This window comes from Pseudomonas sp. ZS1P83, assembly GCF_054897825.1.
In genome coordinates, this window is sequence record NZ_CM142706.1 from 4,739,951 (window position 1) to 4,764,575 (window position 24,625).

At 58.2% G+C, this 24,625-nt stretch carries 16 protein-coding genes; 12 read left to right on the forward strand and 4 right to left on the reverse strand.

From position 1 onward, the window contains the following. Positions 1-152: 152 nt before the first annotated feature. From ACYZT0_RS22430 to ACYZT0_RS22480, 11 genes are all read left to right on the forward strand, one after another. Positions 153-1,895 (forward strand): protein-disulfide reductase DsbD, encoded by a 1,743-nt coding sequence (locus ACYZT0_RS22430; RefSeq protein WP_462043040.1) that lies wholly within the window; start codon positions 153-155, stop codon positions 1,893-1,895. Between the two features lie 128 nt (positions 1,896-2,023). Next, positions 2,024-2,476 (forward strand): type II 3-dehydroquinate dehydratase, encoded by a 453-nt coding sequence (aroQ, locus tag ACYZT0_RS22435; RefSeq protein WP_017336343.1) that lies wholly within the window; start codon positions 2,024-2,026, stop codon positions 2,474-2,476. Between the two features lie 46 nt (positions 2,477-2,522). After that, the gene (accB, locus tag ACYZT0_RS22440; RefSeq protein ID WP_462043041.1) at positions 2,523-2,984 is read left to right on the forward strand and encodes an acetyl-CoA carboxylase biotin carboxyl carrier protein; all 462 of its coding nucleotides are present in this window, start codon (positions 2,523-2,525) and stop codon (positions 2,982-2,984) included. A gap of 17 nt (positions 2,985-3,001) precedes the next feature. After that, positions 3,002-4,357 (forward strand): acetyl-CoA carboxylase biotin carboxylase subunit, encoded by a 1,356-nt coding sequence (gene accC / locus ACYZT0_RS22445; protein ID WP_462043042.1) that lies wholly within the window; start codon positions 3,002-3,004, stop codon positions 4,355-4,357. Positions 4,358-4,557: 200 nt separating this feature from the next. Further along, positions 4,558-5,436 carry a 50S ribosomal protein L11 methyltransferase gene (gene prmA / locus ACYZT0_RS22450; RefSeq protein ID WP_462043043.1) on the forward strand — a complete coding sequence of 293 codons (879 nt, stop codon included), beginning with the start codon at positions 4,558-4,560 and terminating at the stop codon, positions 5,434-5,436. A 30-nt stretch (positions 5,437-5,466) separates the two neighbouring features. Further along, complete coding sequence (locus ACYZT0_RS22455; RefSeq protein WP_462043044.1) at positions 5,467-6,675, forward strand: DUF3426 domain-containing protein; 1,209 nt, start codon at positions 5,467-5,469, stop codon at positions 6,673-6,675. A 185-nt stretch (positions 6,676-6,860) separates the two neighbouring features. Next, positions 6,861-7,871 (forward strand): tRNA dihydrouridine synthase DusB, encoded by a 1,011-nt coding sequence (gene dusB / locus ACYZT0_RS22460; RefSeq protein WP_462043045.1) that lies wholly within the window; start codon positions 6,861-6,863, stop codon positions 7,869-7,871. Beyond that, on the forward strand, positions 7,868-8,188 hold the full coding sequence (fis, locus tag ACYZT0_RS22465; protein WP_007907419.1) for a DNA-binding transcriptional regulator Fis: 321 nt from the start codon (positions 7,868-7,870) through the stop codon (positions 8,186-8,188). The genes dusB and fis overlap by 4 nt, the downstream gene beginning before the upstream one ends. A gap of 81 nt (positions 8,189-8,269) precedes the next feature. Next, a complete protein-coding gene (gene purH, locus ACYZT0_RS22470; RefSeq protein ID WP_462043046.1) occupies positions 8,270-9,877 on the forward strand; it encodes a bifunctional phosphoribosylaminoimidazolecarboxamide formyltransferase/IMP cyclohydrolase in 1,608 nt (535 codons plus the stop codon). A gap of 149 nt (positions 9,878-10,026) precedes the next feature. After that, the gene (gene purD, locus ACYZT0_RS22475; protein ID WP_462043047.1) at positions 10,027-11,322 is read left to right on the forward strand and encodes a phosphoribosylamine--glycine ligase; all 1,296 of its coding nucleotides are present in this window, start codon (positions 10,027-10,029) and stop codon (positions 11,320-11,322) included. Between the two features lie 99 nt (positions 11,323-11,421). Continuing rightward, positions 11,422-14,199 (forward strand): hybrid sensor histidine kinase/response regulator, encoded by a 2,778-nt coding sequence (locus tag ACYZT0_RS22480; protein ID WP_462043048.1) that lies wholly within the window; start codon positions 11,422-11,424, stop codon positions 14,197-14,199. 62 nt (positions 14,200-14,261) lie between these two features. On the opposite strand, the gene ACYZT0_RS22485 is transcribed toward ACYZT0_RS22480, so the two are convergent. From ACYZT0_RS22485 to ACYZT0_RS22495, 3 genes are all read right to left on the reverse strand, one after another. Then, positions 14,262-14,957, reverse strand: coding sequence for a hypothetical protein (locus ACYZT0_RS22485; RefSeq protein ID WP_462043049.1), 696 nt, complete (start codon positions 14,955-14,957; stop codon positions 14,262-14,264). Between the two features lie 58 nt (positions 14,958-15,015). Continuing rightward, the gene (locus ACYZT0_RS22490; protein ID WP_462043050.1) at positions 15,016-15,822 is read right to left on the reverse strand and encodes a hypothetical protein; all 807 of its coding nucleotides are present in this window, start codon (positions 15,820-15,822) and stop codon (positions 15,016-15,018) included. 162 nt (positions 15,823-15,984) lie between these two features. Further along, entirely contained in the window at positions 15,985-16,656 is a 672-nt protein-coding gene (locus tag ACYZT0_RS22495) for a hypothetical protein (RefSeq protein WP_462043051.1), read from the reverse strand. Positions 16,657-16,927: 271 nt separating this feature from the next. Here ACYZT0_RS22495 and ACYZT0_RS22500 point away from each other — a divergent pair, with 271 nt between their 5' ends. After that, positions 16,928-17,524, forward strand: coding sequence for a MarC family protein (locus tag ACYZT0_RS22500; protein WP_007937197.1), 597 nt, complete (start codon positions 16,928-16,930; stop codon positions 17,522-17,524). A gap of 11 nt (positions 17,525-17,535) precedes the next feature. Here the strand turns inward: ACYZT0_RS22500 and ACYZT0_RS22505 are convergent, their stop codons facing one another. Continuing rightward, on the reverse strand, positions 17,536-24,609 hold the full coding sequence (locus ACYZT0_RS22505) for a TcdA/TcdB pore-forming domain-containing protein (RefSeq protein ID WP_462043052.1): 7,074 nt from the start codon (positions 24,607-24,609) through the stop codon (positions 17,536-17,538). Positions 24,610-24,625 lie beyond the last annotated feature (16 nt).

Consider the following 24,625-nt stretch of genomic DNA (forward strand, 5'->3'; position numbering starts at 1 on the left):
CCCGGGACGCTCCGCGTCCCAAAAGCGATTGCGGCGCGTCCATTGAGGCACTCCCACGCAGACGGTTCGACGAGGGAACGATCAGTCTCACGGACCTGCATGCCCCTTCACTGTCCGCTATGATGCCCTCACTTTCGATACGCGAGATTGTCATGCGCCGTTTGCTCTGCCTGCTGTTTTTAGTGCTCGCCCTCCCGGCCTCTGCCGCCGGGTTGCTGGACAGTCGACCCAGTTCGACGTTGGGCTCGATCAACAACAGCGCCGACTTCCTGCCGGTGCGTGAAGCCTTTCAACTGAGACTGGTCGAAAGCACGCCGCAATCAATCAAGCTGCGTTTCATCGCTACAGAGGGTTACTACCTCTATCGGCATCGTTTTCAGTTTCGCGCAGTCCCGGCCGATATTGGCCTGGGCGCCGCGCAACTGCCCAAGGGCGAACAGAAACACGATGAGTACTTTGGCGATGTCGAGGTCTACCACGGGGTTCTCGATGTAGAGCTGCCGCGCACCGATCAACGCGCTTTCACCCTGGCCGTGACCTATCAGGGTTGCGCCGACAAAGGGTTGTGCTACCCACCCGAAACGGAACGCCTGAGTATTGATGGCAGCGTAGGCACGACAGCCGCCTGGAGCTGGCGCGAACTGGCGCTGTTTTTCCTCGCAGGTTTAGGCCTGACGTTCACACCGTGTGTGCTGCCGATGCTGCCGATCCTGTCTGGCGTGGTGTTGCGCGGTCAAGTGGGTGGTTTGCGCGGCTTCAATCTGTCCCTGGCCTACGTGCTGCCAATGGCCGCCTGCTTCGCGCTGCTCGGCGCGTTGATGGGGATGTTCGGCGCCCAGCTCAATCTTCAGGCGCGACTGCAATCGGCGTGGGTGCTGGTGCCGTTCGCGATGTTTTTTGCGCTGTTTGCCCTGGCAATGTTTGGCGTCTTCGAACTCAAGCTGCCTCACGCCATCAGCAGTCGCCTGGACCGTATCGCCGGTCGCACCGAAGGCGGTTCATTGTGGGGCGCCGCCGTGCTGGGCGTGGTTTCCAGCCTGCTGGTTTCGCCCTGCGTCTCGGCGCCACTGGCCGGTGCGCTGCTGTACATCAGCGCCAGCGGCGATGCACTGGGCGGCAGCCTGAAATTATTCATGCTTGGTCTCGGCATGGGCGCACCGCTGTTACTGGTCGCCACCGGTGGCGCCGCCTGGCTGCCGAAAAGCGGACCCTGGATGATTTATGTGAAAAACGCGATTGGCGTTTTGTTACTGGGGCTGGCGATCGGTCTGCTCAGTCGAGTACTGCCGGGCCAGATCACGTTGCTGCTGATCGGCTTGCTGGCCGGTGGTGTCGGGTTGTTCATGGGTGCGCTGGAGCTCGTCTACAAATCGCCGAGAAAACGCCTGGGCCAATTACTGGGAGTGTTCCTGCTGTTTTATGCACTAGCGTGTTGGTACGGCGCCTTCAGCGGCCAGACCGATCCGCTCAATCCGATTGGCCAACCGCGCATCACCACGGGCACCGAGCAATCGAAAAACACCAGCGCCTGGCAAACCATCAGCACCCCGGCGGAACTGGACCGCGTCCTCGCCGAAGCCAAATCTTCGGGCACCCCGCTGCTGCTCGATTGGTACGCCGACTGGTGCATCAGCTGCAAAGTCATCGAACATGAAGTGCTCAACGACACCAAAGTCGTCGAACGCCTCAAAGGCTATCGACTGATCCGCTTCGACATCACCGCGAGCAACGCCGAGCAACGCGCCCTGCTCGACCGCTACAAACTGTTCGGCCCGCCAGCGCTGATGTTTTTCGGCAAGGACGGGGTCGAACACACCGATGTGCGGGTAATCGGCGAGATTAACGCCAGGGACTTCGCCGAACGTGTCGCGAAAGCAAATGACCGGATTTATTAACCCGGTCACATATTTCGCGCAAACATCGGCCATCGTGCTGGCTATTGCATAGAACTGGACAGTCACAAAGGCTTTGCGGCATAGTCGCCGAGTTCTAACAATTGCACACAGATAACAAGGAACAGCAGATGGCGACGCTACTGGTTCTGCACGGACCCAACCTGAACATGCTCGGCACCCGTGAACCGGGCACCTATGGCGCTACGACACTGGCGCAGATCAACCAGGACCTGGAACGCCGCGCCCGTGAAGCCGGCCACCATTTGCTGCACCTGCAAAGCAACGCCGAGTACGAATTGATCGACCGCATCCACGCTGCCCGCAGCGAAGGTGTGGACTTCATTCTGATCAACCCAGCAGCTTTTACGCACACAAGTGTCGCATTACGTGACGCGCTGCTGGCGGTGAGCATCCCATTCATCGAAGTGCATTTGTCTAACGTGCACAAACGCGAACCTTTCCGCCATCACTCTTACTTCTCCGATGTAGCGGTGGGAGTGATCTGCGGCCTTGGCGCCAGCGGTTATCGACTGGCCCTGGAGGCCGCCCTAGAGCAGCTTGAAAGACAGGCAACAGCTTGAACAACAAGCGTAACGCCCCTGACCGACCCTTGGGAGTTGATGATTCATGGATATCCGTAAAGTTAAGAAACTGATCGAATTGCTGGAAGAGTCCGGCATCGACGAGCTCGAGATCAAGGAAGGCGAAGAGTCCGTACGTATCAGCCGTCACAGCAAGACCCCGGCTCAGCAGTACTACGCTCCAGCGCCAATGCACGCTCCGGCGCCGGCGCCTGTTGCTGCTGCCCCGGTTGCCGCTGCCGCTCCCGCTGCTCCGGCCGCGCCTGTTTTGAACGGCGCTGTTGCCCGTTCGCCGATGGTCGGCACGTTCTATCGCAAATCTTCGCCAGGCTCGCCATCCTTCGTTGAAGTCGGCCAGACCGTGAAGAAAGGCGACACCCTGTGCATCGTCGAAGCCATGAAGATGATGAACCACATCGAAGCTGAAACCAGCGGTGTGATCGAATCCATCCTCGTCGAAGACGGCCAGCCGGTTGAGTACGACCAACCGCTGTTCACCATCGTTTGAACCGCGGAGAGACTTTGATGACTGCGAAGTTGGAAAAAGTTCTGATCGCCAACCGCGGTGAGATCGCCCTGCGGATTCTGCGTGCCTGCAAAGAGATGGGCATCAAGACTGTCGCCGTTTACTCCAAGGCCGACAAAGAGCTGATGCACCTGGGTCTGGCAGACGAATCCGTCTGCATCGGCCCGGCCTCGGCCGCGCACTCGTATCTGCACATCCCGGCAATCATCGCCGCGGCTGAAGTGACCGGCGCTACCGCCATTCACCCTGGCTACGGTTTCCTTGCGGAAAACGCTGATTTCGCTGAACAGGTCGAGAATTCCGGCTTCGCGTTCATTGGCCCGAAAGCCGACACCATTCGCCTGATGGGCGACAAGGTTTCGGCCAAGCACGCCATGATCGCTGCAGGTGTTCCAACCGTTCCGGGTTCTGACGGCCCGTTGCCTGAAGACGAAGAAACCGCTCTGCGCATCGGTCGCGAAGTCGGTTACCCGGTGATCATCAAAGCCGCTGGCGGCGGCGGTGGTCGCGGCATGCGCGTCGTGCATAAAGAAGAAGACCTGATCTCCTTCGCAAAACTGACCCGCACCGAAGCGGGCGCAGCGTTCGGCAACCCGATGGTCTATCTGGAGAAATTCCTGACTAACCCACGTCACGTGGAAGTTCAGGTACTTTCCGATGGCCAGGGCCACGCCATCCATCTGGGCGACCGCGATTGCTCGCTGCAACGTCGTCACCAGAAGGTTCTCGAAGAAGCGCCGGCACCGGGCATCGACGAGAAAGCACGCGCTGAAGTCCTCGCTCGCTGCGTCAAGGCGTGCATCGACATCAACTACCGTGGCGCGGGTACTTTCGAGTTCCTGTACGAGAACGGTGCGTTCTATTTCATCGAAATGAACACCCGCGTTCAGGTTGAGCACCCGGTATCTGAAATGGTTACCGGCATCGACATCGTCAAGGAGATGCTCAGCATCGCCGCTGGCAACAAGCTGTCGTACACCCAGGAAGACGTGGTTATCCGCGGTCATGCACTGGAATGCCGAATCAACGCCGAAGACCCGAAAACCTTCATGCCGAGCCCAGGCACGGTCAAGCATTTCCACGCCCCAGGCGGCAACGGCGTTCGCGTCGATTCGCACCTGTACAGTGGCTATGCCGTTCCGCCGAACTACGATTCGTTGATCGGCAAGCTGATCACCTACGGCGCAACCCGTGAAGAAGCCATGGTGCGTATGCGCAATGCGCTGGACGAAATCGTTGTCGACGGGATCAAGACCAACATCCCGCTGCACCGCGATCTGGTCCGCGATGAAGGCTTCTGCAAAGGTGGAGTCAACATCCACTACCTGGAACACAAGCTGGCTGGCCAGCATTAAGATGTGATCCGGACCAACAAGGCCGCTTCCGAGCGGCTTTGTTGTTTCTGGAGATTTCTTCCGACCTGTCGCTATGCCCCCCTGTGGGAGCTCGCTCCCACAGGTACAGCGGACTCCCACAAAAGCTCCGCGCTCGCGTAAACTTGCGCGCTTCGCGCAGCCCGCTAGGCTGCAATCAACATTTTTCAAAGGTGCCCGCCATGCCTTGGCTGCAAGTCCGTCTCGCCATCAGCCCAGAACAAGCCGAAACCTACGAAGACGCTTTCCTTGAAGTGGGCGCCGTATCGGTGACCTTCATGGACGCCGAAGATCAACCGATCTTCGAGCCAGAACTCAACACCACGCCGCTGTGGTCCCACACGCACCTGCTGGCCCTGTTCGAAGGCGGCACCGAAGCCGCCAGCGTACTGGCCCACCTTGAGTTGCTGACCGGCAGCCCGCTGCCCGAGCATCACAGCGAAATCATCGAAGACCAGGACTGGGAACGCAGCTGGATGGATGGTTTCCAGCCGATGCGTTTCGGTCAGCGCCTGTGGATCGTCCCAAGCTGGCACGCCGCACCCGAGCCTGACGCCGTAAACCTGCTGCTGGATCCGGGCCTGGCGTTCGGCACCGGCACTCACCCGACTACCGCACTGTGCCTGGAATGGCTCGACGGTCAGGACCTGAAAGACTGCGACGTGCTGGATTTCGGCTGCGGCTCGGGGATTCTGGCGATTGCGGCCCTGCTGCTGGGCGCCAAGGAAGCTGTCGGTACCGACATCGACGTCCAGGCGCTGGAAGCTTCTCGCGACAATGCCGGGCGCAACAACATTGCCGAAGCGCTCTTTCCACTGTATCTGCCGGAAGATCTGCCGCAGGTTCAGGCCGACGTGCTGGTGGCCAACATTCTTGCCGGCCCACTGGTTTCCCTGGCGCCGCAATTGTCCAGCCTGGTCAAGCCGGGCGGCCGTCTGGCGCTGTCCGGCATCCTCGCCGAGCAAGGTGAAGACGTCGCCAAAGCCTACGCGCAGGACTTCGATCTGGACCCGATCGCCAATCGCGATGGCTGGGTGCGCATCACTGGCCGTCGGCGCTAGAATGAGCGCCTGCATAAACCGGATCGCCGCATGACCGACAGCTTCGTCACCCAGTGCCCGCATTGCCAAACCAGCTTCCGCGTCAGCCATACTCAGTTGAGCGTGGCCCGCGGAGTGGTTCGTTGCGGCTCGTGCTTGCAGGTGTTCAACGCCGCCAAGCAGCTGCTTGAGCAACGGTCCGGCAAGGACGCGATCACGCCGATTGCCCCGGCCATCGTCGAACCACCGGAGCCGCGGGCCATCAGCCAAAAGCAATGGACCGCCGCCGAGCTGGATCTGGACAGCCTGGACCTGGACGAAGAGCTCGCCCGCCTCGAACAACGGGAGATCCAGCCAACCACGGAATTCGGCCGGCCCCGCGAAGACAACCTGAGCGCTAGCCGCGATACCGTCGAGCACGAAGAAGCGCCGTGGCCCGACAGCCTGTTCAGCGAATCGGCTGCCGATCGTGCGCAGACCGCTGAAGCCGACTTGCCGGAACTGGAACTCGAGCCAAGCAAACACTCGCGCACCGAACCTTCGCTGTCCCTGGAACCGGTGGAACTGGACGACGAACATCAGCCGCCCCAGCTGCGCCTGCACGATCCGCTCGACGCGCCGATGCATCACGAACGCCTGTCGGCGACCGATGAGATCGACGACGACCTGCCCTCGATCGAGCCCCTGCGCAAAAAGCGTGAGCCGGCTGTCCGCGCAGAAGCGCTGCACGATCTGACCGATGACCCACTGCAACTGGACTGGCAAAAACGCCGCTCACCCTGGGGTCGCCGACTTTTCTGGCTGCTGCTGACCCTGCTCGGCGCGGCGGCGCTCGCCGGCCAGTACATCGCCTACCATTTCGATGAACTGGCGCGCCAGGATCAGTACCGTCCGTGGTTCCAGCAACTGTGCCCCCAGATCGGCTGCACGGTGCCGTCCAAAGTCGACATCGCCAAAATCAAAAGCAGCAACCTGGTGGTCCGCAGCCATCCGGACTTCAGCGGTGCACTGGTGGTCGACGCGATCATCTACAACCGCGCGCCCTTCTCCCAACCTTTCCCGCTGCTGGAGTTGCGTTTTGCCGACCTCAACGGTCACCTGATCGCCAGCCGTCGCTTCAAACCTGGCGAGTACCTCAACGGCGATCTCGAAGGGATGGTGGAGATGCCTCCGCAAACACCCATCCACATCGCACTGGATATCCTCGATCCAGGCTCAAAAGCGGTGAATTACAGCCTGAGTTTTCATTCGCCCGAGTGAAACGGTTCAGTGTTACGGCTTTGACGGCATATTTCTGACTTTGACCGCTCGTACCAAACCGCTGGCGATAACAAAATTACTGTTCAGATTTTGTTCAATTCAGCCTTTATCCAGTCATCGAGAGCGGGTATCATGCCAACCCTTTTTCGAACTCTCATGATCCGGCCCCACAACAGGGAAGTCCTATGTCGGCGGTACGCATCGGTCCATACACATTGCACAACGGCTTGATTCTCGCCCCAATGGCGGGGGTCACCGACCAGCCCTTTCGTCAGCTGTGCAAGCGACTGGGCGCAGGGCTTGTAGTCTCGGAAATGGTCACCAGCGACATGAGCTTGTGGAACACCCGCAAATCGCGGATGCGCATGATCCACGAAGGTGATCCCGAGCCCCGCTCGATACAAATCGCCGGTGGTGATGCACAGATGCTGGCGGATGCGGCCCGGGCCAACGTCGAACTGGGCGCACAGATTATTGATATCAACATGGGTTGTCCGGCGAAGAAGGTCTGCAACAAGGCCGCGGGGTCCGCACTGTTGAAGGATGAAGCATTGGTGACCGAGATCCTGCAGGCCGTCGTGGCTGCGGTTGATGTGCCGGTCACCCTGAAGATCCGCACCGGCTGGGACCGGGACAACAAGAATGGCCTGACCGTGGCGAAGATCGCCGAGCAGGCAGGCATTACGGCGTTGGCGGTTCATGGCCGCACCCGTGCCGATCTGTACACCGGCGAAGCCGAGTACGACACCATTGCCGCGATCAAGCAGGCCGTGTCGATTCCGGTCTTTGCCAATGGCGATATCGATTCGCCAGAGAAGGCCCGGTACGTGCTCGATGCGACCGGTGCCGATGGCCTGCTGGTAGGCCGGGCCGCCCAGGGGCGGCCATGGATTTTTCGTGAGATCGATCATTTTCTGCGCACCGGCGAGAAACTCCCGGCACTGGAACTGATCGAGGTGGAACGCATTCTGCTAGAGCATCTGGCTGCGCTGCACGTCTTCTATGGAGACGTCATGGGCGTACGCATTGCTCGAAAGCATGTGGGCTGGTATCTCGCGACCTTGTCGGGCGCCAGGGAGTTTCGCGCCCACTTCAATCGTTTGGAAGATACGGAAGCACAATGCGCCAACGTTCAGGGCTTCTTCGCCGAACGTAACAAGAGCCTGACAGGGGACGGAGACGAGGTGGCCGCATGACGATGATGACCGAGACTTTAGTGAGTGGAACAACACCCGTGAGCGACAACGTGAATTTGAAACAGCACCTCAATACGCCGAGCGAAGAAGGTCAGACCCTTCGCGGGAGTGTCGAGAAAGCGCTGCACAATTATTTCGCCCACCTTGAAGGCGCTGCCGTTACGGATGTGTACAACCTGGTGCTCTCCGAAGTCGAGGCTCCCCTGCTCGAGTGCGTGATGAACTACGTCAAGGGTAACCAGACCAAGGCCAGTGAGCTGCTCGGACTGAACCGAGGCACGCTGCGCAAGAAACTCAAGCAGTACGATTTGCTGTAAGCATTCAATCAAACCAGAAAGGCGCCCGCGTAAAAACGGTCGCCTTTTTTGCTGACTCCTTTGCTTTTGATGGAAATTGAAATGACCGACCAGACTACCCGCCTGCCGATCCGCCGCGCCTTGATCAGCGTTTCCGACAAGACCGGGATCCTCGAATTCGCCAAAGAGCTTGAAGCCCTGGGCGTCGAGATCCTCTCCACTGGCGGAACGTTCAAGCTGCTGCGCGACAACGGCGTTGCCGCAGTGGAAGTCGCGGATTACACCGGTTTTGCGGAAATGATGGACGGCCGGGTGAAAACCCTGCACCCGAAAATCCACGGCGGGATCCTCGGTCGTCGCGGTATCGACGACGCCATCATGAACGAGCACGGCATCAAGCCGATCGATCTGGTAGCGGTCAACCTGTACCCGTTCGAAGCCACTATCAACAAGCCAGGCTGCGACCTGCCGACCGCCATCGAAAACATCGACATCGGCGGCCCGACCATGGTCCGTTCGGCTGCAAAAAACCACAAAGACGTGGCCATCGTGGTGAATGCCAGCGACTACGCCAGCGTCCTCGAAAGCCTCAAGGCCGGCGGCCTGACGTACGCTCAGCGTTTCGACCTGATGCTCAAGGCCTTCGAACACACCGCCGCCTATGACGGCATGATCGCCAACTACATGGGCACCGTGAACCAGGCGGCTGACACCCTCACCACCGAAGGTCGCAGCGAATTCCCGCGCACCTTCAACAGCCAGTTCGTCAAGGCTCAGGAAATGCGCTACGGCGAGAACCCGCATCAGAGCGCGGCGTTCTACGTTGAAACCAAGCCTGCGGAAGTCGGTATCGCCACCGCGACCCAACTGCAAGGCAAAGAGCTGTCGTACAACAACGTGGCCGACACCGACGCCGCGCTGGAATGCGTGAAGAGCTTCGTCAAACCGGCCTGTGTGATCGTCAAGCACGCCAACCCATGCGGCGTTGCCGTCAGCCCGGACGCCGAAGGCGGTATCCGTCAGGCTTACGAACTGGCCTACGCCACCGACACCGAGTCCGCCTTTGGCGGCATCATCGCCTTCAACCGCGAGCTGGATGCTGAAACGGCCAAGGCCATCGTCGAGCGTCAGTTCGTCGAAGTGATCATTGCCCCAAGCGTCAGCGAAGAAGCCCGCGCCATCGTGGCTGCAAAAGCCAACGTACGCCTGTTGGCCTGCGGCGAGTGGTCGGCTGATCGCGCCGCTGCCTGGGACTACAAACGCGTCAACGGTGGCCTGCTGGTGCAGAGCCGCGACATCGGCATGATCGGCGCCGACGACCTGAAAGTCGTGACCAAACGCGCCCCGACCGAGCAAGAGATCCACGACCTGATCTTCGCCTGGAAAGTCGCCAAGTACGTTAAGTCCAACGCCATTGTCTATGCCAAGAATCGCCAGACCATCGGTGTCGGCGCTGGCCAGATGAGCCGCGTGAACTCCGCGCGTATTGCGGCGATCAAGGCTGAGCACGCTGGCTTGCAGGTGCAAGGTGCAGTCATGGCATCGGATGCATTCTTCCCGTTCCGCGACGGCATCGACAACGCGGCCAAGGTCGGTATCACTGCGGTGATCCAGCCAGGCGGCTCGATGCGTGATAACGAAGTGATTGCAGCTGCTGATGAAGCCGGCATCGCCATGGTCTTTACTGGCATGCGCCACTTCCGTCACTGATTTTTGCTTGATCGTACCCACGCTCTGCGTGGGCACGCAGCCCGGGACGCTCCGCGTCCCTCGGACGCAGAGCGTCCGTAGAGGCAATCCCACGCAGAGCGTGGGAACGATCAGTCCCCACAGAATTAGCGTCATCCGAGGTTTTTGAAATGAATGTTTTGATCATTGGCAGCGGTGGCCGTGAACACGCCCTGGCCTGGAAAGTGGCTCAGGATCCGCGCGTGCAGAAAGTTTTCGTCGCTCCGGGCAACGCCGGCACCGCCATTGAAGCCAAGTGCGAGAACGTGGCGATCGACGTGCTGGCCCTTGAACAACTGGCCGACTTTGCCGAGAAAAACGTTTCCCTGACCATCGTCGGCCCGGAAGTGCCGCTGGTCGCCGGCGTCGTCGATCTGTTCCGCTCCCGTGGCCTGGACTGCTTCGGTCCGACCGCTGGCGCTGCCCAGCTGGAAGGTTCGAAAGCTTTCACCAAGGACTTCCTGGCGCGTCACAAGATCCCGACTGCCGACTACCAGAATTTCACCGAGATCGAGCCAGCCTTGGCTTATCTGCGTGAGAAAGGTGCGCCGATCGTGATCAAGGCCGATGGCCTGGCTGCCGGTAAAGGCGTGATCGTTGCCATGACGTTGACCGAAGCCGAAGACGCCGTGCGCGACATGCTGGCTGGCAACGCATTCGGCGACGCGGGTTCGCGTGTGGTGATCGAAGAGTTCCTGGACGGCGAAGAAGCCAGCTTCATTGTCATGGTCGACGGCAAGAACGTATTGCCGATGGCCACCAGCCAGGACCACAAACGCGTCGGCGACGGCGATACCGGACCGAACACTGGCGGCATGGGTGCTTACTCCCCTGCCCCGGTCGTGACCGCTGAAGTTCACAAGCGTGTCATGGACCTGGTGATCTGGCCGACCGTGCGTGGCATGGCCGAAGAAGGCAACGTTTACACTGGCTTCCTGTACGCCGGTCTGATGATCGACAAAGCTGGTAACCCAAAAGTCATCGAATTCAACTGCCGTTTCGGCGACCCTGAGACCCAACCGGTGATGCTGCGTTTGCAGTCGAGCCTGGTGTTGCTGGTCGAAGCAGCCCTGGCACAAGCCCTGGACAAGGTCGAAGCACAATGGGATCCGCGTCCGAGCGTCGGCATCGTGCTGGCCGCTGGCGGCTATCCTGGTGACTACGCTAAAGGCGTTGCCATCAACGGCCTCGATGCAGCCGCAGCACTGGAAGGCAAAGTCTTCCACGCCGGTACTGCGCTCAAGGACGGTCAAGTGGTGACGGCCGGTGGTCGGGTACTCTGCGCCACTGCAATGGGTGCCAGCGTCGATGCCGCTCAGCAGCAAGCTTACAAGCTGGCGGCAAGGATTGACTGGGAAGGCTGCTTCTATCGCAACGACATTGGCTACCGTGCCATTGCCCGCGAGCGTGGCGAAAATCAGGAATAAGAGCACCATTCGGCCAGGCAAGGGCTTCGGGCGCTTGCCGGGCTATTCCGGCGCCGCGCATAGTTATATTCTGGCATCAACCTACGAAGGGATTTCGCCGTGCGCTGGCTCAGGATTGCCATAGGTCTCACCGTCACTCTGCTGACCTTGCTCTGCATGCTCCCGGCCCAGGCCGCGCAAGGCAGTGGCTGGGCGGTATTGCTCGACGAACAGGGGGACCTGCAGCTAAGCGACATCCGTTCCACTCGCTACACCAATCAATTCAGCCCTATTGAACTCGACCGCCTCACCGCCGCCGAGCCCGATGGCGCTTTATGGCTGCGTTTCAGACTCGCGCCTGGCAAGCACGAACAGTTGCTGCGGGTGTTCGCTCCCGACCTGTCGCACCTCAATCTCTATGTGCTGGACGGCGACACGCTGATCGAGCAATTGAACACTGGTACCGGACAGCCCCAGGCTGAAAGGCCATTGCCCAGCAGTGACTTCATGTTGCCGCTGCCGCAAAGCGAAAAAAACCTCGACGTTTACCTGCGACTGGTCTCCGACCATCAGTTGAGGCCTTACATCACCCTGCAGTCGGCGGTCATGACCGCAGCCAATCAGAATCAGACGCTGATCTACGGTCTGTTGCTCGGCTGTATCGCGATGCTGATCCTGCACAACGTCATTCGTTATGCCTACACCCGCTCGCGCAGCAGTATCTGGCTAGCTGGCTGCGAAGGGCTGTTGATGCTCAGCCTGGTCCTGCTGCTGAATGTAGCCGGACCCTGGTTGCCGGACTGGCATGCGGTCCAGACGCCGGGGGCTTACCTCGCGCTGCTGCTGACAGCGCCCTGCGGTCTGATGTTCGCCTATCGCTTCTTCGCCCCGCTCGGCCCGCACCCGCTGAACAAGTTGCTGCTGGGCGACATCCTGTTCATCAGTGTCTGCGGCTTGCTGCTGTTGTTCGTCAATACGCTGCCGCTAAACATCATCACGTACGCGCTGGTCGCCCTCGCGGGCCTGACCATGTTGTTCGTCAGCGCCTACCATTGGCAAAAAGGCTATCGCCCGGCACGTCTTTTCGTGGCGGCAATGGTGGTGTTCAACGCCGGTACGCTGATTATCCTGCCCGCCCTGCTGGGGCTGACCCTGGTGGAGCCTCAAGGTCTGATCATCACTTTGCTGGTGTTCATCTGCATCAGTGGCCTGTTGATGAGCATTGCCTTGAGTGAACGTCAGCGCAGCATCACCGAAGACCGTTTCAGCGTCAGCCGCGACCTGGCCGCCAGCAACGCCGAGATCAACGCCAAGGCCGAATTCCTGGCAAAAATCAGCCACGAAATCCGCACCCCGATGAATGGCGTGCTGGGCATGACCGAGCTGCTGCTGGGCACGCCGCTCTCGGTCAAGCAGCGCGACTATGTGCAGACTATCCACAGTGCCGGCAACGAACTGCTGACGCTGATCAACGAGATCCTCGACATTTCCAAGCTCGAATCCGGGCAGATCGAACTGGACGATGTGCAGTTCGATCTCAACGCGTTGATTGAAGACTGCCTGAGTATCTTCCGCGCCAAGGCCGAACAGCAGAACGTCGAGTTGATCAGCTTTATCCAGCCGCAAGTGCCGCGCGTCATCAGCGGTGACCCGACGCGTCTGCGCCAGACCCTGCTGAGCCTGCTGGAAAACGCCCTGAAGAAAACCGATGAGGGCGAGATCCTGATCGTCGTCGCGCTCGATGAGCGCAGTGCCAAACCGCGCTTGCGCATTGCCGTGCAGGACAGCGGCGAGCCGATGGACGCCGAAGAGCGCGACGCATTGATGCACGCCGAACTGCACAGCAAGCACTTCCTCTCGGCCACACGTTTGGGAGGTAATCTGGGGCTGGTGATCGCCCGCCAGCTGATTCGCTTGATGCAAGGGGAGTTCGGCGTCAAGAGCGGCGCCAACCAGGGCAGCACCTTGTGGCTGACCCTGCCGCTGGACCCTGACCGCCTCGAACACCCGACGTCCGACCTTGATGGCCCACTGCAGGGTGCACGGGTGTTGGTGGTGGACGACAACGACACTTGCCGCAAGGTGCTGGTGCAGCAGTGCAGCGCCTGGGGCCTGAATGTCAGCGCCGTACCGTCCGGCAAGGAAGCGTTGGCGCTGCTGCGCACCAAGGCCCACTTGCGTGATTACTTCGACGTGGTTCTGTTGGATCAGAACATGCCCGGCATGACCGGCATGCAATTGGCCGCCAAGATCAAGGAAGACCCGAGCCTGAACCACGACATCCTGCTGATCATGCTCACCGGCATCAGCAACGCACCCAGCAAGATCATCGCGCGCAACTCCGGGATCAAACGCATCCTCGCCAAACCCGTGGCCGGCTACACCCTCAAGACGACGCTGGCCGATGAGCTGAATCAGCGAAACAAGGGCCTTTGCATCTCACAGCACCTGCCCGTCGGCCCGACTTTACCGGTGAAGGTGCCGAGCGATTTCCGCATCCTGGTGGCCGAAGACAACAGCATTTCGACCAAGGTGATTCGCGGCATGCTGGGTAAGCTCAACCTGCAACCGGACACTGCCAGCAATGGCGAAGAAGCCCTGCAGGCGATGAAAGCCCAGCGCTATGACCTGGTCCTGATGGACTGCGAAATGCCGATCCTCGACGGCTTTTCCGCGACTCAGCAATTGCGGGCCTGGGAAGTCGGTAATCAGCGGATTCGCACGCCGGTGGTGGCGCTGACCGCACACATTCTCGCCGAGCACAAAGAACGTGCGCGCCAGGCCGGCATGGACGGGCACATGGCCAAACCGGTCGAGCTGTCGCAACTGCGCGACCTGATCGAGCATTGGGTGGCCCAGCGTGATCAACAGAATCGCGCCACGACTCAACCATCATGAACCGACAGATACCGGGCTGAACACCCAAACCACCGGCGAGATCACCACTCCAAAATAACTGACTACTCATTGGGCTTTGTCGAATGCACGGCCTTTATCAGATCCTCACGAGCAGATGCAACGGCCATAGCAACTCTCTTGCGCCACGGCTCAAAGGCCGTCGAATCCAGCACCGTAATACACCCATTGAACTCGATATCCCCGACGATATCGTTCGTTAGAAAGATGTGTTCAATGATCGAGTTCGGGAGCGTTTCACGGGTTGCGAAACTGAAAGTCAAATAGATTAAGCGCGTACCTGCCAAGACAACACCAACCTGCAATCGAACTCTGGTCAGGTTCGAGGCCCGATCCCCAGCGACCGAATACTGGCGCAGTTGAGCGCGTACCGCACTGTCTGGCGGGAGTCTGGACAATTCGATCAGCGCACAGTCAATGGCTTCGACATAGGTGCTGGAAAGATAAAGACTGGCCTGGGTTGCCACTATTTCACTTATTGTCTGGCCTGGCTGCCCGGGATCAGGTTCGAACGAACCACCAAAGTTCTGAAGACGCGCCCAGCCAAACTGATTAAGTTGTGAGTGGTATAGCTTCCACCACTGTTCATACTCGGCCAATGAAGGGTGCTTGGCCGCTGCAGCAAGTTGCATATATAAAGTCGAATCCAGTACATCATCCCGTGCACTCTGACTCAGCTCATGCGACAGCAACAAAATGCTCCCGCCATCAATAAATATGTCGTAGTTTAAATTCAACATAAGCGTTACTTCTTGGACTCAAAAAAAAAGCCGGAGGCAAACGCCTCCGGCTCAATTGTTACTTACCGGGCAAAATGGCCTGGAACGCTCGTTCATCCAGTTCATCCAGGTAGGTGTTTACTGCCTCCTCCCTTTTGGCAGGGTAATCCTCCTCATGGATGACCATGTACGCAGTGTCCTGGTAAACACTGACTGCAGAACTTTTCCATTCAAAGAACAGCACACCACCGTCGTTGCCAGGCTCCGCGGAATAATTGACAGCCGCGACAGCCATGTTTACGTAACCTTCCTTGTCCTGTACGCAGGAGGCCATTCCAAAGCGGCGGCCCTTGTTTTTTTCTACAGAACGATTGAAAAGGTTGAGCGCTTTTTCGTCCTGCTTGAGAGAGCCAAGGGTATCGGAAACCAGAGAGGGGATGCCAATGCCTCCGGCGACACCTTTGACGATACCGCCAACAATATCGATCACTACATTCTCCATGGTCAGACTTTGCGTTGTCTTTTCATATTCCTTGGAAACCTGAACGATTTTGGTCCATTTCAACGTCGCAAGAACTTTTATCAGAAATTGAAACCGCTCCTCCATTTGGTTTTTTTCAGGGTATTCGTTGGTGGCCATGAGCTCGGCAAACCGATAAGTATTGAGCGCAACTTTCTTGTTGCGTCGGCTCATGCCATCCATCAACCCGACGACGTTAGGGCCATCGACCACCGCTTGAATATCGTCCAGGTCGATCAGGCTCGACCCCGACTTCGCCGAAAAACCCGCAATACGCAACTTCGCCCGAGAGGCGGGATAACGCTGGATCAGGCCAGTAATAAGGGCTGCTTGTTCCGCATCATCTACACTATCAACTTGATTCATTTTTAAACATTCCATTGTTATTAATACGAGCCAACTTGGCTCAGCAACAACACTACCAAAACCAACTTAAAAACATCAAACAATTAACACATACAAAAAATTACAACGCACAATCAAACAACTTAAACCTTATTAAAACACACCACCTCAAACATCCTTAGATCAGTTGCGCGATATCAGATCGATAAAGTCCCGATCCTCCAACTCATCCAGTGCGTCCTGCAATGCCTGACGGTTATTGGCGATGTCTCGTTGCCGAATAGTGAATTCACGCACCCTGATATCCAGTTGTGCCATCGAGTGGCCCACACCCCAAAAGCCTGTCGACCAGTCAAGTTTCAGCAGACGCACATGACTCAAGAATATTCCCAACGTGCCATCCGGATTAAGCTCGGCGGGCAAAATCTCAAGCTCGCCAGACTCTCTCACTCTTGCGGCGAAGGCATCTTGCAACAGATCGTCGCTTCCTAGCATGGTTAAAGCGTTTGCAAGAGTCGCAGCCTTATTACGCCCGACCTTCCTGGACATGACATCCAGGTAGGCCCCCGTGACACTTCCGGAAAATCCCCTGTCGATAACTTCCACGAGTGGCTGATCAAGTCCCCAGCCGATAGACCAGAGTACGCCTGAGTAATATTCGAACCAGTCAGCAGTCTGTTTGACGCTATTGTATTTTTTGTTCGCTCGGGCTTTGGCATATCGAACACTGTTTTTGACGAACTGTCTGTCCTGACTAGAAAGTTTGGCACTGAAGCCCAACAAACTATTGTCTAAAACCGAGGCATCGTCTTGCAGCGCAATCGTTTTGGCGTTTTCTTTCAACTCAAATTCCATTTTAAATTCCTGCCTGTCTGGCATTTATTGATTTCTTGATATCCGCGGTCTTGTCCGCAGAAGACTTATTGATCCACCACCGTAACAAGGAAAAACTTGCCCACTCAACCTATGATGAACAACATCTGATGTCCGCCCGCGTTGGAGCCAGAGTGGGCGCCATAGACGGGCAAACGACCAACCGCTGAAACTGTCGCCATTGAGCGAGCCGACAGATCTTGTAGCGCCTGATAGACTCCCCCACGACTTCCCTCGCCAGTGAGCTTGCACCATGCTCCACGTGTTGTTCAGCGTTTACCTGAAGATGCTGGTGCTCTACAGCCCGTTCTTCGTGTTGTCCTGCTTCATCAGTCTGACCCGCGGTTATTCGCGCAAGGAACAGCGTCGCCTGGCCTGGAAAGTGGCAACCGCCACCCTGGTTTCCAGCGTCTTGCTGTACCTGTTTGGGCGGGTGATTTTCAGTGTTTTCGGCATCACCGTGGACGCGTTCCGCATCGGTGCTGGCAGTGTGTTGTTCATCTCGGCGCTGGGCATGGCCCAGGGCAAGTCGGCGGTGCAGACAGACAATGTGCAGCAGGACGTAACCATTGTCCCACTGACGATTCCCTTGACGGTCGGCCCCGGCACCATCGGTGCCCTGCTGGTCATGGGCGTGAGTCAGCCTCATTGGGACGACAAACTCACGGCCATTCTCAGTATTGCGCTGGCCAGTTTCACGGTGGGCGTGGTGCTTTACCTGTCCAACCGTATCGAGCGCATTCTCGGTGACCAGGGTTTGCAGATTGTCAGCCGGTTGATGGGGCTGTTCGTCTGCGCCCTGGCGGCGCAGATCATTTTTACCGGGGTGAAGGGGTATCTGGTGCCCTGAGTGGCGGCCGCTTACCCTGCAACTGCCGATTCCGTCAGCAGCTCTTGCAGGGTTGCACTGCCAACCTTGCTTTTTCTGTCCCGTAACCGCGCCACGAACATCGATATCGGATGTGACTGCAATGCTTCAAACGCGAGGAACACTTCACCGCGTAATGCCGGGTCGGCGGAACACACATCACGGAAGATCAGGCAGTGCTCGCTGTCCGGGTCAACAATGACCAGATGCTCCTGGACAATCTCGAACAACAGTTTTTCAGGCGCATCGAACGCCCAGATCAACTTGCCCGCAATGGCCGGAGTTTCACCCAGAGCATGCCGGCAGTCGACGACGACTGAGTCCAGTTTCCGCCAGACTGCCTTCGTCAGGTGACACGTCACGGCACCCTGCCCCAATCGCAGAATCAACGTATTGACGTCATCGGGAATCAGCGGCAAGAGAACGCGCTGGGCCGTCTGTCCTTCGACGACCAGCACTTCGCCGTTGCGCTGAACATAATCGAACGGCCCGATGCTTCGCATGTCCGGATAGATATGCACCCATCCATCCTGGCGCTCATGCAGCATCACGTTGACCTGGTCTTGAGTGCCCAGCAGCGCAAAATCCGTGGGCAGATTTTTACCCGCAATCCGGATCAGCCGGGCACTTTGTACGTCATACCATTGCAAGCTGCCAGGTTCGGACTCCACAGACACAAACTCAGGATGTTCCGCCGCTTCCAATAACCATTGGAGATCTTCGATCCAGTGTTCGCCATGCGCGCTCACCCAATCGTGGCTGACCCCGGTGATGATCTCCGACTCTTGATGGCGAAGCTCCAGTGATACGCCGTCAACGGTTATCCCGCGCAATCCGGCGGCCTCAATCGTCACGTCGGCGAACCGCCAGTCTCCCCACTCCCGTTGATAAGCCCGCAGCCTGTCGCTCAGCAACAATTGCAAGCCTGCGCCGAATACTTGATCGAGCAGCTGTGGATCGATGAAATTCTGGGTCCAGATCTCACCGCTCGATAGATCAAACAGCCAGACTGCTTGATTGTCCGGGGTTACGCCGAGCAAGCGAACTTCCTTGTCGAGTCCTGGATCGCACAGCAACAAACGGTTATTCACGTACCAGGCGCACAAGTTGCCGCTCCCTGTGAAATTGCGCAAACCGACAATCGCAAAATCCTTGCCCGGATATTGCTCGGCAATCGGCTCCAGCGCCCGCCACCATTGAGCACGATCCTTGAGCCACTGCTCGCTCAAACCGCCCAGTTGCACCTCGCCTTGCGAGGTCAGGTTGAAAAACAGCCCGTTTTCATCGAGTGCCACATAGCCGCCCTCAATGGCCACGACCTGTTTGAGCCCGGCGGGCTGCACCCATCGGTGTGTCCATTGCCCTTTGCCGTTTTTCACGCTCCGTTGCAGTCGGCTTAATGACTGGTTGCGGTAGAGCCGCTCATAAATGAGGAACACATCGCTGTCATCGGCCATCGTCAACAGCATTAGACCGTTCAGGTTCTTGATCGAATCGTCCCAGCCACGAGCGTGCAGCCGACCGGGCTGCGGAACGATGAGAAGTCGATCGCGGCTGCGCACCCACACCATGTCCCGGACCTGCGGTTCAATCTTCCAACAGATCGAAACGTAAGGTGCCGGCTGCCAGTCGACCGTTGTGGCACCGGTGTTCAAGGGACGGGCTTCCAGCCGCAGAAACTTGCCCAGTACCGTTGACCAGTCGGCCAGCGCATCGTTAGCCAACACCAGCGCCTGCAGTTCCGGCGCCATGTCGTGAGTGACGGAACTCAACAGCAGTTGCCCGTCATGAATCAAGTAACGGTATTGCCTGACCGCTTGATTGCCCACGACGTATTCCTGCACGACATGAATCACACCTTGGGCATCCGCTTCGATACTGCGAATGGTGCTTTTTCCATCCTGAAGCAGTAACCAATACCGATGTTTGATTAAGCCTGTGGTGGCATCGGCTTGCCAGATCGCGAAATCCTCAGGATCGTGAAAATAGGCAGATCCATCGACGACTACTGACAGCTGCGGCTCGCTGATATCAAGCACTTCCTCGTTGCGGACATAGAGGAAGCGATCTTCACGGGAGTCATACCAAGCCGTTGTGTAACGCGGTTCCTGCGGATCGTCGAACGGGATCAGATAGTGATGGACCGGCGTATATGGCAGCACCAATCGATGCTCCCGCGCGAGGCTCTTGTAGTGTTCCAGTATCGCCTGTTCATCGAGTCCGTTTGGCGCCGTCTGCTCGAGAATATCCAACTGGCGCCTGCCGCGATTGACCTTGAACAGCTGGTCAGCTGTCCTGATCACCACCTCGTGGAGACCTTTGCCGAAAAACGTCACGTGGACGGTGCCTACGTACAGTTCGCCCGAAGACTCGATCCGGATATCACGTTCACTGGCCCAGCTTGCGTGCAACACCCAGCGGCAACGCTTCAGGCTCGGTGAGACGAGGCTGATGTTTGCCCCGGGATTGAGCGTCACTGAACAGGAGGCGTCTGCGCCTGTCAGCTGATAGGACAATTTGCCGTGCCAGACTTTCGGCAAAACGGGGATCACCAGTGCACGTTCCACCGCATCCAGTTGCACCTCGATGACCGTTTCGCGATACACCGGATTCAGGCGATAAAGAATGTAATCGGAAGGAAAGGAATAGAACGAAAACCGAAACAGCCACTGGCCGTCCGATTGCTTTTTCTCCAGGCGTCGCGCCGTGTCGAAACCGCGATCATGACGTAAGTTGGCAAAGGGCAGAGCCTTGTACTCATAGCCGTAACAGGTTTGCGGCGTACACGGCAGCACGATAGTTTGTCCGCCGGGCGGTGCAAATCCGATCTGTGGGGGCAGTCTCAGTTGTCGGCGGATATCGATCGCCCGCGCGTAGTCGGGGTCGAAGTCCGGCACGCCGAAATGGTCGCGAAGGGGATATAACTTCGGACTGTCGAGCATCACTTTTCCGGTATTCAGGTCGATGCTTTTTACGATCAGTGAGGGCTGCGCAACCCACGCGACCAGAGCGTCATCGAAATGGTAGCCGTCCCCGCGATAGGCCCGCTCCATGTCGTCGAAAAACTTCCCGACCTCCTGCGCCTCGCGCGCGATATTGGCAAATCCTTGGGCCAATGCCGCCACACCAATGGCTAATCCACCGAGAATCACACCAGCGCCACCGAGCACCGCCGCGGCGGTCGATGCGCCGACCAACCCGGCACCGATGCCGCCCGCCGTTAACACCAGGCTGGCGGAATCGAATGTCAGCTGAGTGCCGAACTGAGCTTTCTCGACTTCGGTTTGCGCCGTCGTCACCTGATAGATATCAAAGCCAACATTGGCCAGCCCCAGCACCGCGCCGACACCTTCGTTGGCCGCATGCCCCAGCGCCTCACCGACTACCGGAGCGCACGTGCGGGCGATGATCTTTTCTTCGCCCAGCGCGGTGCGAACCAATTGCACCAGGCCCACCACATCCACGACATTGCCATGCACCAACTGGGCATAGTTGACGTACGCGTGCAGGCGCACGGCGGTGGTCAATGTCCGGCCATCCCCTTCCCGCCCTCGCAAGGCGTTCATCAACGCCTGGATGGTGAAGCCAGCGTTAAGGGTGTGGACACTGCCGGCTTCAGTCGGATCCAGGACGCCGCCCGTCTCGACCGGTTTACGCGCCAGGGTCGAAAACTGTTCCGACAGCCAGTTCTTGATCCGCAACAGCCGGTGATCGTCGCTGAGCACCTGAACTACGTGTAGCGGGTCTGACGGATTGATCAGACTCACCCGGTAGTTGCCCTCGGGCGTGATCTCCAGCGTCTCGAACAACGGCACCAACGGCGTTGCCGACGGATGCAAATCCTGCAAGGAGGCTGCAGCGAGCGCGATCTGCTGTCCCCACCAGTGGCTGTCCAGCGCCAGCAAACTGCTGCCCAGGTGCGAATTGTCGACCAGCGATTTCCCATGGGCACTGTTCAGACGCTGGCGAATCGCATGCGCCGGTTTTCCCAGCAAAGGTTCGGGCTTGAGCAGATGCGCCACCTTGAATCCGGCCGACAGTTTCAAGGCGGCCACCTTTTCACCTTGCAGTTCGATCAGATCAAACACCGCCCGGGCTTCAGAACCATAGGCTGCGTAATAGCGGGCCATGCCCTGTTTTTGGAAGAAGTGCTCCAGTGCCCGCTTGAACATGGCCGGATGCTCGAATTCGCACAGACCAAAGTTGGGGTCATAAAAATGATAAGTAACGAGTCCTGCGTTGACGGTTTTGGCCACCAGCATCGAATGATTATCAGAGTTAAGCATCAGCGTACGGGTGCCAGTGTGTTTCTCAAGTGCGGCAGTGACCTGATCCAGATCCGCGCGCTCAAGCGGCGTCCCGACCTCGCTCAGTTGCACGTCCCGCAGCTCTTCCAGTGCTTGCAAAAAAGCTGCCGAATCATCTTGCCCAGGTTCGATCACCGCCAGATAGAAACGCTCGCGCAAGCGCCTGGAGGCCATATCATCCTGCGCAAGGGCCGCGCTCATCACCAGCGCCAGCGGAAAACAACGCCCGCCAATCGCCTCGCCACCGCTATGCAGCAGCAGATCCTGGGGAACCAGTTGAACGCTGCTGGCCTCGAAATCATCGAGTACCTGCGCCAACCGTTCGCCGAGCTGAATGCGATGTTCAAGGGTGGCCACTTGCTGGATCCGCGCCACACGACGGCCCCACTGAAACTGCGTCTGCGCCTGTTTCAAGGCTGCTTTTTTCAGTTCCAGCGCGCTGTCGGACAACATCGGTGCCTGATCCAGATCGCTGGCCAGGCCGGCTATGAACCCCGCTGCCTTGCGCTTGTACAGTTGCCGCTCAATAACGGCGTAACGGCCGGAAGCGCCCTGTTCGGCAACGCTATTGGCCAAATTGTCCAGTTCGCTGGCGGACGCCACAAAGCGCTGGTTATGCAATGAATCCAGCCCTAACAACACGCCCAGCGACAGCCTCTGCAAAGGGCTTGCATCAATGAAGTGACGGGAGCCACTGGCGATATCGCTCAGCACTTCATCCACCCCTTGGTTCCGAACTTTTTCATCGCACAGGAAGGCTGGAGGGTGCGCTTCGGAAGCTTGGCTCCTGATTGCCTGGCGATCATCAAAACTCAGCGGCAGCGGTTCCTCGAAGCGGATTGCGCCATTGTGTCCCTGCCTCATCGCCTCGATGAACGGCTCACCAAGTCCGTCGACCAATCGCTGCAACACGTCGGTCAGCAGCACCGCTCGTCCTTCGATCAAAGGCCAGCCTTGTTCGAACTCAATCGTCGAAGACTGAAGAAGTTGCGCGAGATCGCCCTTGTAACGGGTCGTGTATCGGCCTTCGCGCCAACGTTGCTGCTCGTCGCTGACCCACTTCACTCCGTCGGTTTCATTGTCCTTCCAGGAATGGTCCAACTCCTCTTCGGTATCGCGGTTGACCGTCGAGTGCGTCGCAATGGCTGCCTCTTTGCGCACAGCCTCGGCAACCGAGGGTGTCAAGTGCGCTTTGGCGTAATCGGTCATGCCGTCACGTAGGGCACCCGGACCGGTCAGATAGATTGTCCCTTCGCTCTGAAGGCGAATGCCGTCGCGGAAGTAGGACGCTACAGCACTCGCCAGAAAGGCTGCGGTTATTTCTTCTTCCATTTGCAGTCCAATCAGCGGCCCATAGGTTTTTTCCAGCACGTCCTGCGCCAGCGGCGCCATGAGGTCAAAATCGCTCAATGCAATACCTCGCTGCGCGGCCAGCCGAGTCGACGCATCAATCACTCCATAGTTGAAACGGAACCGCTCGATCACGGTTTTCAATACCGCCGAGCCGGGATGAGCCATCAGAAATGCATTGGTTAACGTAGTGTCTTTGGGGAGTGCGCGCAGCATGAAAGGTCGAGCCAGCTGATCCGCCGGGGCCTGGAACACCTCGCTCAGGCTTGGTCTTTTTTGCGCAAAAGCCTCCAGTGTCGGCACATGTTCAAGAGGAATGCTCTCGTAATATCTTGAGGATGCCTGACGCCCAGGCATCCATTCAGGATTGTTGTTCAGCAACAACTGCAGAATTCCCAGACGGGCATCGGGGGCCAGACCGCTGAGGTCGACTGCGCCCAGGGTTTTCGACAACGGTGGAAGGTGGTCGACATCGGCATAACTGCCACCTTCGGCATACAGGACTTCGGCGCGCACCACATCGGACGCCGCCGCCAGATTGCCACGCAAACGCATCTCCCGATCGTAGATGTCCCGCAGTTGCAGCGGTACTGCGCCCGCATCGAGATTGCGCAACTGGAAGCCACCCTCGGCCATCTCCAACATGCTGCGACGATTGCCTTCCTTCAATGCTTCCAGCTCCGCCATATTCTGGCCATAGGCCCGGCTCAGCAAATCCATCCGGGCGTCATCGGCGGATCCCCCTTTCGCCACCGCCGTATTGATGTGCGCATACATCTGTTGTTTCAGAACAATGGCGCGCTCCTCGAACAGGGTAGCCAGCTCGTCTTCGGAGATGCTCTTATCCGCGACCTGCAACAGGGCATCTGCCTTGGCGGCTTCAACAATCAGTTTGTTGGTTTGCCACGCCAGCAGCGCATCGCTGTCAAACCAGAGATTGAGGGTGTAGCCATGCTCGGCCAACACCTGTTTCCACACATTGAGGTAATCGCGCTGAATGACGCCAAGACCTCCGCCGAGCCAGACAAAGTGCAACGTCTTTGGAACTTCCGTTGCCACCGCTTTCATCTGCTCGACACTGAACTGAAGGCGCGACTCATAACGCTCGACTTTGTCATATATCTGCGACAAATCCACGGCAGCGTCAGCAACGCGAGACGTCTGCGCTTCGAGGCTGCGCTTCACTCGATGGTTTTCCAGTAACTGTACCAACGTCTGTTTTAAGAGCCCCAATGGCTCGAGCAATCTGGGCGACTCCAGCAAACCGATACAGGCAAAGTAGTAACGGATTACCGCATCGTATTGCTCGCTATTCTTGTGCGGCAACAGCGCCCGCTCAAGGTCAGTCAGTTTGAAAAGATTGACGAACTTGACATAGCCGTCATTGTTTTTAACTTTCGCTTCCTGCATGGAAAACACACTCCTG

Coding starts and splice junctions, on each gene's coding strand:
- ACYZT0_RS22495 (WP_462043051.1), bottom strand. CDS start 16,656: ATGGAATTTGAGTTGAAAGAAAACGCCAAAACGATTGCGCTGCAAGAC.
- prmA (WP_462043043.1), top strand. CDS start 4,558: ATGCCTTGGCTGCAAGTCCGTCTCGCCATCAGCCCAGAACAAGCCGAA.
- ACYZT0_RS22485 (WP_462043049.1), bottom strand. CDS start 14,957: ATGTTGAATTTAAACTACGACATATTTATTGATGGCGGGAGCATTTTG.
- ACYZT0_RS22455 (WP_462043044.1), top strand. CDS start 5,467: ATGACCGACAGCTTCGTCACCCAGTGCCCGCATTGCCAAACCAGCTTC.
- dusB (WP_462043045.1), top strand. CDS start 6,861: ATGTCGGCGGTACGCATCGGTCCATACACATTGCACAACGGCTTGATT.
- ACYZT0_RS22430 (WP_462043040.1), top strand. CDS start 153: ATGCGCCGTTTGCTCTGCCTGCTGTTTTTAGTGCTCGCCCTCCCGGCC.
- purH (WP_462043046.1), top strand. CDS start 8,270: ATGACCGACCAGACTACCCGCCTGCCGATCCGCCGCGCCTTGATCAGC.
- fis (WP_007907419.1), top strand. CDS start 7,868: ATGACGATGATGACCGAGACTTTAGTGAGTGGAACAACACCCGTGAGC.
- ACYZT0_RS22505 (WP_462043052.1), bottom strand. CDS start 24,609: ATGCAGGAAGCGAAAGTTAAAAACAATGACGGCTATGTCAAGTTCGTC.
- purD (WP_462043047.1), top strand. CDS start 10,027: ATGAATGTTTTGATCATTGGCAGCGGTGGCCGTGAACACGCCCTGGCC.
- ACYZT0_RS22490 (WP_462043050.1), bottom strand. CDS start 15,822: ATGAATCAAGTTGATAGTGTAGATGATGCGGAACAAGCAGCCCTTATT.
- accC (WP_462043042.1), top strand. CDS start 3,002: ATGACTGCGAAGTTGGAAAAAGTTCTGATCGCCAACCGCGGTGAGATC.
- ACYZT0_RS22500 (WP_007937197.1), top strand. CDS start 16,928: ATGCTCCACGTGTTGTTCAGCGTTTACCTGAAGATGCTGGTGCTCTAC.
- accB (WP_462043041.1), top strand. CDS start 2,523: ATGGATATCCGTAAAGTTAAGAAACTGATCGAATTGCTGGAAGAGTCC.
- aroQ (WP_017336343.1), top strand. CDS start 2,024: ATGGCGACGCTACTGGTTCTGCACGGACCCAACCTGAACATGCTCGGC.